Here is a 14,524-nt window from a genome sequence, read left to right as displayed (position 1 = left end):
GTCAACCTCGCTTGTCCAGCTTGAACAGCAGCGCCTTCGCCGGGAAGTAGGCGGGATCCAGCCCCACGACCTTCAGCAGCATCGCGCGCGCGACCTCTGGCTGCGCGGCCATTTCCAGCTCCGCCAGGTGGGTCTGCGCCGAAAGCATCGTCGGGGACAACCTCAGCACCGAACCCACCGTGCGCTTCGCCAGCTCCACGTCGCCGGCCTCCGCCTGCGCGAGCCCCAGCGACAGGAGCGCCATCGGCAGGCTGCGCTCCAGCGCCACCGCCTTCTCCGCGAGCGGGAGCGCCTGCGCGGACTTCGCGTCCAGCGCGATGAGCGACCGGTAGGCCAGCGCACCGCCGTTGTTCACGCCGGTGTCCACCACCGCGCGGAACAGGCGATCCGCGCCCGGCAGGTCGCCCTGGTAGTAGCGCACGAGTCCTTCGTACAGCACGGGCTGCACGTCGTCCGGACGCGAGCTCAGGGCCTGCACCACGCCCTCCACCCCGGCCAGCGTGTCGCCAGGCCGCAGCCAGAAGCGCGTCAGCGCGGGTCGCGGCGCGAGCCGCATCGGGTCCCACTTGCGCGCCTCCAGCACGCCGAAGAACAGGCGGAAGGCCTCCTCACGCTGCTTCGTGCTGGCCACCGCCACGCCCGCGAGCAGCTGCGAGTCCAGGCGGCGATCATCCAGCACGCCCGCCTTCAGGAAGTGCTCCTGGGCCGCCACCGCGTTCTGCTCCAGCAGCAGCACCCGGCCCACCAACACCTGCTCCAGCGCGGAGTCCTCCAACCGGCCCTGGAAGCCCTTCAGGTGTCCCCGGGCCTTCGCCGCGTCCTTGCGCGCGAGCGCCACCAGGAACAACTGCAGGTGGGCCTCCGGAAGGTCCTTCATCACCTTCAGGGCCTCGTCCGCGGCCTTCACCGCGCCGTCGGCGTTGCCCGCGGTGCGCTCCGCCGCCGCCAGGTGTCCCCAGATTTCGGAGGCCTCCCGAGGCCCGTAGCGCGACACGTTCTTCGCCAGGGCCCGCAGCTCGCGCACCGCCAGGCGCGCGTCGTCTTCCGCCTGGTAGCGCAGCACGGCCAGCGCGATGGACGCACGCACGTCCCCCGCGTTCGCCTTCACGCGGTCCTCGTACAGCTTGCGTGCGCGGCCCGTCTCCCCGACCTCCACGTAGATGCGGGCGGACGCCTCCAGGCTGTCCCAGTCCTGCGGATCCAGCTCCAGCCGGCGGCTCAGCATCTTGAGCGCCAGCCCGTACTGACCGGCCTGCTCGTGGGCGAGCGCGCTGTAGTAGTCCACGCGCTTGAGGCCCGGCGCCAGTTGGCGGGCTTCGTCGAACTCCTTGTTGGCCAGCTCGCGCGACGTGGCCACCTGGGCACGGCCCAGCACCAGGTGCGCTTCCGCCTTGTGCGCGTCGAGCGCCGTGGGCTGGGCCAGCACCGCCTTCGCGAGGATGGAGGCCTCTTCCAGGGTGCCCGCCACGCGAGAGCGGGCCAGCAGCAGGTTCGCGTGCGCGACGAGCAGCGCGGGCGTCCTGCCCGCCATGTCCTCGGCGGCCCGGATGAGGTCACGCGCCTCCTCGAAGGTGGCGTCGTCCATGCCGGGACCGCGGCCGAGCGCCAGCGCCTGCACGTAGCCGGCGATGGCGTCGGTGCTGCGCGGGTCGAGCAGCAGCGCCTGCTGGAAGGACTCCTCGGCCTCCGCGTACGCGACGCGCTGGTCCTTCGCGAGCTGTTGCTGTCCCGCCGCGAGGTGCTCCTGGCTGGTGCCCATCAACTCCAGGAACTGGAGCTTCCAGTTGCTCACCGCCGCCATCACCGCCGGGGGGATGGCGGTCGGAGCGACCTGAAGGGCGGCCCGGGCGGCCTCTTCCTGCCGGGGCTTGTAGAGCAGGAAGTATCCAGCCGCGGCGCCGCCTCCCAGGAGCACCACCACGAGCAGGCCCGTGGCGAGGGAGCGCAACCCGCCTCCGGCCCCCGCGCGCTGGGCGGTCCGCACCGGGGCGGCCGTGATGTGAGAGGTCCGCGCGGGCTTCACCGAGCTGATGCGGGCATCCGGCGACAGCGCCGTGGCGCCCGCGAGGCGCAGGTCATCCCCCGACGCCTGCGAGCCGCCCGCGAGGTCCAGATTTCCCCCCGACGACGCTTTGGAGGGGTCCAGGTTGCTCATCATCGGCAGCTCGAGGTCGCCCCCGGAGGACGTGTCGAGCGCCTGGGGCGCCACCACCACCGAGGCCTCGGAGGACCCCATCGGGTCACGCTGCCGGCAGTCGTCACAGACGCCCAGGGCCTGGTCGAACGGGTCCGCCAGCGCCTTGCCGCACGAGCGGCAGTTCGCGTGCGTCTCCGCCTTCGCGGGCACGGCGGCCGGCGCGCGCACGGACATGCGACCCAGCGACACGCCCCCGGAAGGGGACGCGCTCGCAGGCACCGGGGAAGCCCCATCCCGCCCGAGGTCACTCGGCGCAGGGCCCAGGAAGTCGAGCAGCGGGTCCGCCGGCAGCGCGAGCGGAGGCGCGGGCTCGGCGGGCTTCGGCGGAGCGGGCTTCGCGGCCGGCTCCTTGCGCGCGGGCGGCGGCGCGGACTTCGCGGCCGGCTCGCTCCGGGAGGGCGAGGACGCCGGCGGCCCCAGGTCCGCGAACGGATCCGCGGAGAGGCTCGCGGGCGCGCGGGCGGTGGGCGGGCCCAGGTCCGCGAACGGATCCTCGTCCCTGGGAGGCCCGAGCTCCGGCATGGAGCCCAGGTCGCCGAAGAGGTCCGAGGCATCCGGGGCCTTCGCGGCGGCCGGATTGCTTCGAGGCTCCCGTGTGACGGGGGGCGCCGGTGCGGCCGGAGGACGCTTCGGCTCGGGAGCAGCGGGAGCCGCTCCTTCAGGAGGGGACGCCGTCACCGACGCGGCAGACGCCTCCCGCTTCACGAGCTGGAGGTGCCGGCAACGGGGACACTGCGCGCGGACGCCCTTGGCCGTGATCAACCGATCGTCGATCGCGTAGGCCGCCGCGCATTTCTGACAGACGATGCGCATGAAGTTAGTGCCGGAAGTGTCGCACTCCAGTCACCACCATGGCCATCCCATGTTCGTCGGCGGCCGCAATCACCTCCGCGTCACGAACGGACCCACCCGGCTGGATGACCGCCGTCGCCCCCGCCCGGGCCGCCTCGTCCAGCCCGTCCCGGAAGGGGAAGAAGGCATCCGAAGCCACCGCGCTGCCCTTGAGGGCCTCGCCGCCCCGCGTCATCGCGATGCGGACCGAGTCCACCCGGTTCGTCTGCCCGCCGCCCTGGGCGAGCAGCTGGTGCCCGGCCGCGAAGACGATGGCGTTGCTCTTCACGTGCTTGCACACCTTCCAGGCGAAGCGCAGGGCCCGCTCCTCCTCGGGAGTGGGGGCGCGCTTGGAGACGACCTTCCACTCCAGCGGCGGCTCCACCGCGTCCCGGTCCATCAGCAGCATGCCGCCCGACACGCTCCGGGCGTCCACCTGGGGACGCGGCCGGGCCGTGGGCGACGCCAGCTCCGGGCCGGCCTCCAGCAGGCGCAGGTTCTTCTTGGTCGCGAGCACCTGGAGCGCCGCCGCCGAATACGAAGGCGCGATGACCGCCTCCAGGAAGGTCTCCGCCATAGCCCTGGCCACGGCCTCGTCCACCTCGCGGTTGAAGGCCACGATGCCGCCGAAGGCGGACGTCTCATCCACCGCCCGGGCGGTGCGGTAGGCCTTCTCCAACACGTCGTCCACCGCCACGCCGCACGGGGTGTTGTGCTTGATGACCACCGCGCAGGGCTTCTCCGGGAATTCCAGGACGAGCCCCAGGGCCGCGTCCAGGTCCAGGATGTTGTTGTACGAGAGCTCCTTGCCCTGGAGCACCTTCGCGAACGCCACCGACGGCTCCTTGGGCGTCTGGAACTCGCGATAGAAGGCGCCGCGCTGGTGCGGGTTCTCCCCGTAGCGCAGCCCCTGCACCTTCTGGAACGCCAGGGACAGCTCCTGGGGGAACGGCTCCTGGGCCTCGCCCGCCAGCCACCCGGAGATGGACGCGTCGTAGGCCGCCGTGTGCGCGAACGCCTTGCGCATCAGCCGCCGGCGCGTCTCCTCACCCACCGCCTTGTGGCCCTCAATCTCCGCGAGCACCGCCGCGTAGTCGTCCGGGTCCACCACCACGGCCACGTGCTTGAAGTTCTTCGCCGACGCGCGGACCATCGCCGGCCCGCCGATGTCGATGTTCTCGATGATGTCGTCCTCCGCCGCGCCCGACGCCACCGTCTTGCGGAACGGGTAGAGGTTCACCACCACCAGCGAGATGGGCTCGATGCGGTTCGCCGCCATCTCCGCCCTGTCACTCTCCAGGTCGGGCCGGCCGAGGATGCCGCCGTGGATGCGGGGGTGGAGCGTCTTCACGCGGCCGCCAAGGATTTCGGGGCTCTGCGTGTGCTCGGACACCTGGGTGGCGGGGATGCTGGCGGCCTTCAGGGCCTCCAGGGTGCCGCCGGTGGACAGCAACTGGTAGCCCAGCCGGACGAGGCCCTGGGCAAAGGGAACCAGACCGCGCTTGTCGGAAACGCTCAGGAGAGCCAGCACGTGTGCGCCTCGGGATGCGGTGGGGGGTGGCGCGGGTCCTAGCAACCACCCCCTGGGGTGTCAACGCAACACGTCACCCCAGAGACGACACGACACACAGGCCCGACTTCAGGGCTTGCGAGCAGACACGGGCGGCTCTTCGTCCACGGCTTCACGCAGCTTCATCAGGCCGCGCGTCTCCACCTGACGGATGCGCTCGCGGGTGAGGTTCATGATCTCCCCCACCTCCTCGAGCGTGATGCCACCCTTCTCCGCCACGTCCAGGGCGCAGGTGTGCTCCAGCTCGGTGATTTCCTTGTCCGGGAAGTTGAGCTTGATGGAGCCCGTCTCCGGGTTCACGTCCAGGTACAGGTTGTGCTTGCAGGACACGAAGAGACACGGCCGGGGGCCGTTGATGCAGTCCGCGCGGGTGCGGGGCCGCTGCTCGTCCACGAGCTTGAGGGTCTCCGCCTCCTCCGGGTCCAACTGGCCGGCGAGCCTGCGACGGCGCAGGTCGCGCGCCATCTCCTTGCGCGACATGGTCTTGGAGCGCCGTCGTTCCGCTGGCAGCTCCTCCTCGCCTCCTCCCCCTTCGCCCTCCTGCAGCTGCTTCACTTCCGACATGATTCCTCCAGATGTGTGGAGTCTACCCGGTTCAACAGGACCCTGGGGGGCATCCTATTGCGACCGGAGCGTTTCGTCTTCGCGCGCCGTGACGGCGCTGCCCAACCGGGCGACATCCCGGACTAGATCCTGCGCCCGTTGCCGGAGCGTTGCCAACTGGGCCTCGAGTGACCTCCTGCGTTCTCCTCCCGCAGGCCGTCCTCCCAGCTCCTCCTGGAACCCGTCCAGCACCTCCGCCAGGTCCCGCTGGAGCTGGTCGATGTGGTTGCGGTGGAACACGAAGGAGCGACGGATGTCCTCCAGGGTGTGTCCCTCGGCCATCATCTTCTTGATGACATTGATGCGGCGGACCGCTTCCACCGGGTAGAGCCCCAGGCTGCCCTGGTGCTTCCCCTTGCGGCCCACGCGACGGCTGCGAGGCAGGAGCCCCGCCTGGACGTACTTCCGGAACGTCGCCTCCGAGAGCCTCACGCCCCGGGGCCGGAAGATTTCCAAAATCGCGTTCGCGGGCAGACCCCCGGCGTTTTCGCGCTCGATCCGTTCGAGCTCCTCGGGCGCCAGCAGGTCCATCGATTCCATTGAATAGAGGCTACTGAATGGACCGCATAGGTGCCAGATTCGCGCGTCATTCGTCAAGAACGACGAGCAGGCGTGCGGGCGGACGTCGTCCGTCCGACGCCCGGTCCGGAGGCTGAACACACGGGGGGTGATGGATTGGGGCGGAGAACGGCGGCCGGCTGCCTCGACCCCCACCGGTCAGGCAGGGGGAGGCGGTCGGGTCAGCGGCCCTTCGGGGCGCGGAACTCCTGCGCCACGGTGCCGTTGGCGGGGACGACGACGGTGTACGTCCTGCCGCCCGTGGGGTGCTGGAAGGTCAGCTTGTAGGTGCCGGGCGCCACCTTGTAGGACGCGCGGCCCTGCACATCTCCCAGCCGCTTCGAGCCCAGGTAGACCGTCGCGTACGGATTGGCGCTGACCTGGAGCGTTCCCAGGGCCTTGGCCGGGTCCTCCGTGGGCGGAGCCGGGGCGGCGGTGGTGGGGCCGGGGGTCGCCGAGCCAGTGGGGACGCTCTTCTCCGGGGACGGAGGCGGGGCCAGGGCGGCTTCACGCCGCTGCCCGTCGATTTCCGCCTCGACGGAGTCCGGCGCCGAAGCCGCCTGGGACGGTTCGGCGGGGGCCTTCGCCACGGGAGGCCGCGGGGTGTTCGCGGCTGGAAGGGACGCGGGGCTCCCCTGCCCCGCGTCGGGGGTGCCCGACGTGGAGCGCGCCACGGCGATGACGCCCAGGAGGCCCACGAGCCCCAGCGCGGCGGCCCCGGCCCAGACGGCCCGCTTGCGGCCAGGCGCGGAGGGCGGTCCCGGTTCGGTGACGGACACGGTGTCCGCCTCGCGAGGCTCGATGTCGGACCGGGAGGCATCCCGCGCTTCCCTGCCCAGGTTGCCCCCGACCAGTTCGAAGCGCCCATCCCCCTGCGCCACGCCCCGGCGGCCTCCCTGCGAGGCTTCCCCGGACGCGGCGGCGATCTCGCGCGAGTCGGAGCGCTTGCCCGACGGCGCCGCGAGCGGCTCGCGTGCCCCGCCGCGGTCCATGGACGACAGGGGCATCAACGGCGTGGAGGGCGGGGGGCGTCCCTGCGCGGCGTCCGAGGCGCGCCCGTCGCGGGACAGCACCAGCGTCGTGCCGTGCAGGTCCTCATCCGGCGAAGGGCTCCGCATCGCGCCCGACGCATGGCCACGCGACGACATCACCGCCGTGGGCTCCCGGGGCGCGGGGGCCTCTTCCGACCCGGGCGGAGGCAGCGCCCCATCCACCAGGGCCGTGCGCTCCGGCATCGCGGGCAGCGCCATGTTGCTGGCGGCCACCGGGAACAGCCTGCGCACGAAGTCGCCCACGTCGGTGTCGTCCACCGAGCGGGCCTTGTTCAGCACGCACTGGGCCAGGGCGCGCTCCAGCTCCCCCGCCGTCTGGAAGCGCTTGGACAGGTCGCGCTCCAGCGCCCGGCAGATGGCGGCGTCCAGGTCCGGGGGCACGTCCGGGTTGAGCCGCGCGGGCGGCACGATGGTGCTCTCCTGCACCGCGCGCAGGACGGCGATCTCCGAATCCCCCTGGAACAGGCGCCCGCCGGTGAGCAGCTCCCACAGCACCACGCCCAGCGCGAACACGTCGGTGCGAACATCGACGCTTTCGCCCCGGGCCTGCTCCGGCGACATGTACGCGAACTTGCCCTTGAGCACGCCGGGGTTGGTCAGCTTGTTGCCCGCCTTCGCGATGCCGAAGTCGGTGAGCTTCACCGCGCCGTCGTAGGACACGAGCACGTTGTGGGGCGTGACGTCGCGGTGCACCAGGTGCAGCAGTTCGCCGTTCACCCGCAGGCGGTGGGCGTAGTGCAGCCCACGCGCGACCTCCGCGCCGATGTGCGCCACCAGCGTGGGCGGCATCGGCGTCATCGCCTCCTTGCTCCGCTTGCGCAGCTCCCACAGCGAGCAGCCGCGCACGTACTCCATCGCCAGGTAGTAGGTGTCCTCGTGCTTGTCGAAGTCGAAGATCTGCACCACGTTGGCGTGGTTGAGCCGCGAGGCCAGCCGCGCCTCGGCGATGAACATCTGCACGAAGTCCGGGTCGGTCGCGAGGAACGCGCGCACGCGCTTGATGACGACTTCCTTCTCGAAGCCCTCCGGCCCGCGCGCGGTGCACAGGAAGATCTCCGCCATGCCCCCTTCAGCGAGCTTGCGGCGCACGACGTACTTGCCGACGTGGGTTCCTGCTTCGAGCGTCATGGAAGGGTCCACCGCCGCGCCTACTCGAACTTGACCGTCACCACGTTGAGGTCGATGGGGCGCACCTCGATGCGGCGGGTGAGGGTGCGCTTCAGCTCGGGGTTGGAGAACTTGCAGTCATACGTGCCCACCCGCAGCTCCACGGGCTGGAACGGCGTCTCGCCCAGCTTGCGCCCGTTGCACGTCACTTCCGCCCACGGCGTCACCACGAAGCTCACCGACGCGGCCCGATCCACGGGCCGGGCCGCCTCGCGCGCCTCGGGAGGAGTTACCGCCGTGGCCACCGCCGCGACGACGGGCTCGCGTGCGACCGGGGCGGCCACCTTCGCTTCCTTCGCGTCCGGCGGCGCGGGGTCCGGGGCGCGCGAATCCGCCTCGCCGGAAGGACCGACCTCGGGCGTGGGCGTAGGCGTCGCGGGAGGCTCCGGGGGCGGGGTCTCCGAACCGGGTCGCCCGGAGGGGGTCATCGGCACGAGCTTCAGCGGCCCCACCACGAGCGGCCCGGAGTCCGGCACCACGATCTGCGTGCGGAACTCCCGGTAGCCTTCCTTCACCACCACGAGCCGGTAGCGGCCGGGCTTCACCGGGGGCAGCACCAGCGGCGTGCGCTCCGGCAGCACGCGGTCCTCGAACACCACGCGCGCGCCCGTGGGCTCGGACTCCACCCGCACGCCGTCCGCGGCCATCCCGGAGCCCCAGAAGAGTCCCAGCCCCAGCAGCAGCAGCGCCAGCGCCGCCCCACCCCACACGAACCACCGGCGCTTCGACGGCGCCGCGAGGGAGTGCTCGGTGAGCGTGGCCGTGCGCTCCGGAGGGACCCAGGCGGGCGGAATGGGGGCCCGGGAGGAGGAACGCGGCGCCGTGGACGCGGTCATCTCCTCGACCGTCGCGCGGGGCGCGGGCGGGAGGCGGGCCAGGCGATGCTCGGACGACGGCATCACGCCCGAACGAATCGAAGCGGGCACCTCCGCGCGCGGCACGGCGCGCATGTCCTGCGTGGGACCCTCGTCGTCCTCCGCGCGGGTGATGGAGCGCATGTCCTGGGTGGCGTCGTCTTCGTCGTCCTGCAACCGGGCCGTCAGCAGGCGCTGATCCAGCGTGGGCGCCTCCTCGTCCTCGTCCGCGGGGAAGCGGAGTGACAGCTTGCCCAGCGGATCCAACATGGCGAGCGTGGGCGCGTCCTCCTCCACCTGGAATCCGGAGGAAGGCCCCAGGCGCCCGAGCGGATCCATCATGGCGAGCGTGGGGCCTTCATCCACGGTCACCGTCGGGATGGACGGCTCTTCCAGGCGAACGGGCCGCATCGAGCGCGAGGGCGGTGATTCCAGCGCCCGCCGCGCCCCCGTCGTCTGTCGGGACTCCGGCCGGGCGTCGGCACCGCGGCCCTCCGAACGGACATCCGGGCTGCGGGCATCGGCGCCCCGGAGCTCTGCGCGGCCTTCCGGGTTACGAGGCTCGGCGTGACGGTTCTCCGAACGAAGCTCCGCACCACGGGCGTCCGCGTTGCGGCCCTCGCCGCGAGCGTCCGAACCACGAGGCTCCGCGTTGCGGCCCTCGGCACGAGCGTCCGAACCACGCGGCTCCGCATTGCGACCTTCGGCGCGAGCGTCAGCGCCACGAAGGTCCGCGTTGCGACCCTCGGCGCGAGCGTCCGAACCACGCGGCTCCGCATTGCGACCTTCGGCGCGAGCGTCAGCGCCACGAAGGTCCGCGTTGCGGCCCTCGGCGCGAACATCCGCACCCCGGACCTCGCGCAGCAGCTCCGCGTTGCGCCCCTCGCCACGGGCCTCCGCCCCTCGCCCCTCGGGCCGGGTATCGACTCCGCGCGGCTCGGCCCTCGGCTCAGGACGTCCTTCCGCCCCCCGGGCCTCCGCGTCCCCTTCATCGCGGCGCGGCTCGGCCTTTCCTCCAGCCTTGTTCGCCCGGGGCGGACGCAGCGTGGTGGTGGGCTCATGCTCCGTGCGCCCCGTCGCCATCGCGGGCCGCATCACCGAACGGCGCGGCGCGGCAGGCGGCTCCGAGCGCGGAGACACGCCAGCCTCCTCGTCCGTCACCTGCACCTCGCCGGAACGGGCCTCGTCGGACAGCCGGTCCGCGTACAGGTCCTTCATGAACACGGCCAGGTCCGCCGTGCCCGACGGCTGCGGCTGGGCCGCGAGCCACCCCTCCAGCGCGCGCTGCAGGTCCTGCGCGTGCTGGTAGCGCGCGTCCGGCTCCTTCGCGAGCGCCTTGAGCACGATGGGGTCCAGATCCGCCGGAACCCGGGGCGCCACGTGCGACGGCGGCGGCACGTGGCACTCCGCCACCGCCGACAGCGTCAGCATGTCGCTGGGGCGCTTGAAGAGGCGGCCCCCCGTCAGCAGCTCATGCAGCACCACGCCCAGCGCGAACACGTCCGAACGGCAGTCCACCCGCTGCCCGGACGCCTGCTCCGGCGACATGTACGAATACTTGCCCTTGAGCACCCCGGAGCGCGTCACCGTGGCCTGGTCCGCCGCCTTGGCGATCCCGAAGTCCACCACCTTCACGCCACCCTCGAACGTCACCAGGATGTTCTGCGGCGACACGTCCCGGTGCACGATGCCCAGCGGCCGCCCTGACGCGTCCGTCTTCTTGTGCGCGTAGTCCAGCCCCGCGCTGGCCTCCAGGAGGATGCGGCACACCAGCGGCACCGGCAGCGGCTTGCTGGCCGTCTCCGAGCGCTTCCAGAGCCGGCGCGCGTCCACCCCATGGATGTACTCCATGGCGATGAAGAACGTGTCGCCCTCCGCCCCCAGGTCGTAGATCTGCACCACGTTGGGGTGCGCGAGCCGCGCGGCGATCCGCGCCTCGTCCAGGAACATCCGGACGAACTCGTCGTTCTCCGACAGGTGCGGAAGGATGCGCTTGAGCACCAGCAGCTTGTCCGGTGCATCCGAACCCGGCCGGCGCGCGAGATAGATCTGCGCCATGCCGCCCGTGGCGAGGCGCTTCAGGAGCTGGTAGCTGCCGTAGGTTTCGATGGACACGGCCGGGACGCGGGAGGGCGGGCCCCGAGCGTAAGCCCCCCGGCCAGGGGAATCAAACATCGAATCCCCTTGGGGTTTTTCCGGGGACCGGCGTCCCGGCGCCCTAGCGGCGGACTGCCCGGACCTCGCGGGTCTCCCGCATCAGGGCTTCCAGTTCGTCCAGGTGCCGCTTGAGCACCGGCATCAGCACCGGGGCGGCGTCCACCCGGTCGAACAGGTCCAGCACCCGGTCCACCTTGCGCTCGATCTCCTGCGCCCTCAGGGGACTGATGCGCCGGAGCAGCATGTCCGCCCCGGCCTCCATCAGCACCCGGGCCACGGCATCCCGGGACGCCAACGGCTCCTGTCTGCGCTGACCCTCCCCGCGGATGACCCGCAGCCCCGGCGCACCGGCGCGCGGAGGGGACTTCGGATGCTCGTCGGGGATCCGGGTGCTCACAGCGCGCCTCCCAAGGCAACAGCAGCTAGACGCTCCGCAGGGTACACACCGAGGGAGCGCCTCCAATTTTCTGGTCATCCGCACAGGCAGATGCAGTGCTGTAGCACCGGGGGCTGACATCCCCGTTCGCAGCCGGATGACCGGCCCGTCACGGGGTCCACACCCACAGCGTTCCTACCGTTCAGTCGTTGGCGCAGGCGCGGCGGTAGGTGATGGTCACCTTCGCGCCCGGCGGCGGCACCACGGTGAACACCACGGTGTTGGTCGCCGCGTCGTAGGTCCAGCCCGTCGTCGTGGCGGTGCCGTTGACGCTCACCACCACCGTGCCCGCGTCCGGCTCCTCGCTCAGCGGGAAGCGCTCCTGGGCGCTGAACGCCTTGCTGGCCACCTGCTGGAGGAGCGGCGCGTAGTCCGCAGCGCACACGTTGAGGACCTCACCGCCCGTCTGGGCGGCGGCGTCCGCGTAGCGCGTGCCGGCGCCACCCGCCGTGGCACAGGCCGTCTTCGTGGGCGCGATGGCGAAGAAGGTCGCCCGCTGCGGCTGGTTCTCCCCCTTGCGCTGCTGCGCCCACTGCACGTACGTGGAGACCGCGTCCGGCGAGTGGTCGTCCTCGTCGCCCACGAACACCACCACCAGCGCCGCGGAGTCGCGCAGGAAGCCCAGGTTGCCGTCGTTGGGCTGCGCGGTGCGCGGATCATCCGCGTTGTTCACCAGCGGAGAGGTGAGCGCGCGGCGCATCGCCTCGAAGCCCTGCTCCACCTGCGCGCACTGGCCCACCTGCATGTTCTGCTGGAGCACCTGCGTGACGTTGGGCGTCGCCAGCGTGAGGATGCGCTGACGGGTGTTGTCCACCGGGAAGAAGCGTCCAGCCTCGCCGCCCAGCGCGCCGCCCGGGCACGCGCCGGACACCGCGGAGATGCCCGTCGTCGTCACCGCCATGTTCAGGTCCACCGCCTTGTTGCGCGCGGCGTCCACGAAGGACGGGATGGCGGAGACCAGCTTCGGGTGCTCCTCCACCATGGAGGCCGTGTTGTCCACGACGAACAGCACGTCCACCTTGCTCACGTCCTGCTGCACGAAGCTGTCCGTCTTCTCCACCTTCTTCGACGACTCACCGATGAGCGGCACCAGGAGCGGCACCGGCAGGTCGCTGGAGTCCACGAACAGGGGCGACAGGTTCATGCCCGTCACCTGCGCGAAGTAGTCCACGCCCACCGTGAAGGAGTCACCCGGCTGCAACTGGAACGCGGGAGGCGCCGGGTGGTCCAGGAGCGTGAACTCCGAATCCGTGGTGCCCGGACCAATGAAGACGTTGGAGATGGTGACGGGCGTGGTGCACGCGTTGAGGTAGTTCACTTCGCGCGGCGCCGGACGGCAGTCCTTGCGCGCCAGGCCGAAGTCCACGAACCAGGGCGACGCCACCAGACACGTCATCTGCGAGTGCGCCATCAGCGGCACCTGGATGACCGGCGTCACCGGGTTGTACTGCTCCACCTGCAGCTCCCCGGCGAAGTCCCCGCCGGTGAAGGGCGCCTGGAACGACACCTGGAAGCTGAACCAGTCACCCGGGTAGATGATGCCGCCAAAGAGGTCCCCGCCGGGCATGCGGAACACGCCGCCGCCGTCGTTGGCCACGCGGATGTTCTTCACCGGGCACAGGTCCGTGCCCTTGTTCTGCAGCTTCACGCCCAGCACCGCGCCCCGCCCCGGCTGCACCGTGCCGTAGTCCAAGAGCTGCGGCGTCACCACCAGGTCACAGGGGGCGTGCGCCTTCGCGCTGCCGAAGAAGTCCAGTTGCACCGTGGCCGCGGAGAAGGCGTTGGTCGTCATCACCAGCGAACCCGACGCGGAGCCTTCGCGCGACGGCTCGTAGTAGATCTCCAGATTCACTTCGCCGTTGGGCGGCAGCGTGTACGGCGTCGTCAGCGGCTTGTGGTTGAACTGGAGCGGCCCGGACGGATCCGGCGTCCACGTGAGCGCGTTGATGGTGAGCGGCCCCGCGTTGTCCGTGCCGCAGTTCTTCACGTTGACGACGACGCGAACCTTGGAGCCCAGCGGCTGTTCGCCAAAGTCATACGTCAGCGGTGAAACACACAATTCGGACGCGCCACCGAAGCCGCGCAGCGGCACGGGCAGCGTGGGGTGGCGCTTGCTCACCACCGTGTAGACGGCGCGGTCCGTGGCCGGGCCCATGTGGCCGGGGCTGTAGCGGATGTCGAAGCCGCGCACCTCGCCCGGCTGGAGCACCAGCGGTAGGCCCGTGTTGGACTGGCTGAAGGACGCGTCCGTGCCGTCCAGCGTGAGGGACGTCACCGTGACGGGCTCCGTGCTGATGTTGCGCAGGCTGGAGGCCTTGATGGCGTCGCGGTCCACCGGCACCGCGCCAAAGTCCAGCACCTCCGGCTCCGCCACCACCGCGCGCTCCAGCGCCTCCGCGGTCACCTGCACCGTCACGTCCGCGCACCCGTGGCACGGCGACACCGCGAGCGCGATCTGCTTCTTGCCCACGCGCACCGGATTGAACGTCACGGGCAGCTCCCGGCGCTCGCCCGGGTTCACCGTGATGGCTTCCGCGACGAATTCGTCCTTGTCCGCGCCCACCAGCTTGGGCGTGACCATCACCGGCAGGTCCGTGGGGTTGTCCAGCGTGACGCCCAGCTGCTTGGAGGAGTCCGCCTCGATGCGGCCGAAGTCCAGCTTGCGAGGCGACACCCGCGCCCACGCGTCCACGCCCGCGCCGTTGAGCGGCAGGCGCATCAGGGGTTCGATGCGCGTGTCCGAGCGCACCACCAGCACCGCGGGCAGGCCGCCTTCGGCCAGCGGCGCGAAGCGGACCTTCAGCGTGCACTCGGCGCCGGGCACCAGGCTGTGCGGCCCCTCATGCGTGAACTCCGCCTTGTAGGCGCCTTCCGGCCCCTCCACCCAGGCCTCATCCACCGTGATGCGCGCGCGTCCCACGTTGCGCAGCGTCACCTGGGATTCCCGCGCATCGAAGATGGCGACCCGCGCGAAATCCACGCCGCCCGGCGTCGCGGTCAGCCGTCCGTCCGCGAGCGACGAGCGCTCCCGGTCCGCGCATCCCGACACCAGCACCACCGCCAACAGGCCCAGCAGACTCCAGCGCCCCGTCATGGAAC

8 protein-coding genes are annotated in these 14,524 nt (G+C 71.4%); all 8 read right to left on the bottom strand.

Annotated elements, in window-relative coordinates; genetic code table 11:
* Position 1: 1 nt before the first annotated feature.
* The 8 genes from OV208_RS30665 to OV208_RS30630 all read right to left on the bottom strand — a co-directional run bounded on the left by OV208_RS30665 (position 2) and on the right by OV208_RS30630 (position 14,519).
* Positions 2-3,010 (bottom strand): zinc-ribbon domain-containing protein, encoded by a 3,009-nt coding sequence (locus OV208_RS30665; RefSeq protein ID WP_267577488.1) that lies wholly within the window; start codon positions 3,008-3,010, stop codon positions 2-4.
* A gap of 4 nt (positions 3,011-3,014) precedes the next feature.
* Entirely contained in the window at positions 3,015-4,559 is a 1,545-nt protein-coding gene (gene purH / locus OV208_RS30660) for a bifunctional phosphoribosylaminoimidazolecarboxamide formyltransferase/IMP cyclohydrolase (RefSeq protein WP_267577487.1), read from the bottom strand.
* Between the two features lie 108 nt (positions 4,560-4,667).
* Entirely contained in the window at positions 4,668-5,162 is a 495-nt protein-coding gene (locus tag OV208_RS30655) for a sigma factor-like helix-turn-helix DNA-binding protein (protein WP_120537888.1), read from the bottom strand.
* 54 nt (positions 5,163-5,216) lie between these two features.
* Positions 5,217-5,741 carry a MerR family transcriptional regulator gene (locus tag OV208_RS30650; RefSeq protein ID WP_267577486.1) on the bottom strand — a complete coding sequence of 175 codons (525 nt, stop codon included), beginning with the start codon at positions 5,739-5,741 and terminating at the stop codon, positions 5,217-5,219.
* A 200-nt stretch (positions 5,742-5,941) separates the two neighbouring features.
* Entirely contained in the window at positions 5,942-7,939 is a 1,998-nt protein-coding gene (locus OV208_RS30645; protein ID WP_267577485.1) for a serine/threonine protein kinase, read from the bottom strand.
* Between the two features lie 20 nt (positions 7,940-7,959).
* Positions 7,960-10,947 (bottom strand): protein kinase domain-containing protein, encoded by a 2,988-nt coding sequence (locus OV208_RS30640; protein WP_267577484.1) that lies wholly within the window; start codon positions 10,945-10,947, stop codon positions 7,960-7,962.
* Between the two features lie 103 nt (positions 10,948-11,050).
* On the bottom strand, positions 11,051-11,386 hold the full coding sequence (locus OV208_RS30635; protein ID WP_120545463.1) for a hypothetical protein: 336 nt from the start codon (positions 11,384-11,386) through the stop codon (positions 11,051-11,053).
* Positions 11,387-11,567: 181 nt separating this feature from the next.
* Complete coding sequence (locus tag OV208_RS30630; RefSeq protein ID WP_267577539.1) at positions 11,568-14,519, bottom strand: choice-of-anchor D domain-containing protein; 2,952 nt, start codon at positions 14,517-14,519, stop codon at positions 11,568-11,570.
* Positions 14,520-14,524 lie beyond the last annotated feature (5 nt).

The organism is Corallococcus sp. bb12-1, from assembly GCF_026626765.1.
Taxonomy (GTDB): Bacteria; Myxococcota; Myxococcia; order Myxococcales; family Myxococcaceae; genus Corallococcus; species Corallococcus terminator.
The sequence above is the reverse complement of the archived record's forward strand: the minus strand, read 5'-3'. Positions and strand labels throughout refer to the sequence as shown.

Coding starts and splice junctions, on each gene's coding strand:
- OV208_RS30665 (WP_267577488.1), bottom strand. CDS start 3,010: ATGCGCATCGTCTGTCAGAAATGCGCGGCGGCCTACGCGATCGACGAT.
- OV208_RS30655 (WP_120537888.1), bottom strand. CDS start 5,162: ATGTCGGAAGTGAAGCAGCTGCAGGAGGGCGAAGGGGGAGGAGGCGAG.
- OV208_RS30650 (WP_267577486.1), bottom strand. CDS start 5,741: ATGGAATCGATGGACCTGCTGGCGCCCGAGGAGCTCGAACGGATCGAG.
- OV208_RS30645 (WP_267577485.1), bottom strand. CDS start 7,939: ATGACGCTCGAAGCAGGAACCCACGTCGGCAAGTACGTCGTGCGCCGC.
- OV208_RS30630 (WP_267577539.1), bottom strand. CDS start 14,519: ATGACGGGGCGCTGGAGTCTGCTGGGCCTGTTGGCGGTGGTGCTGGTG.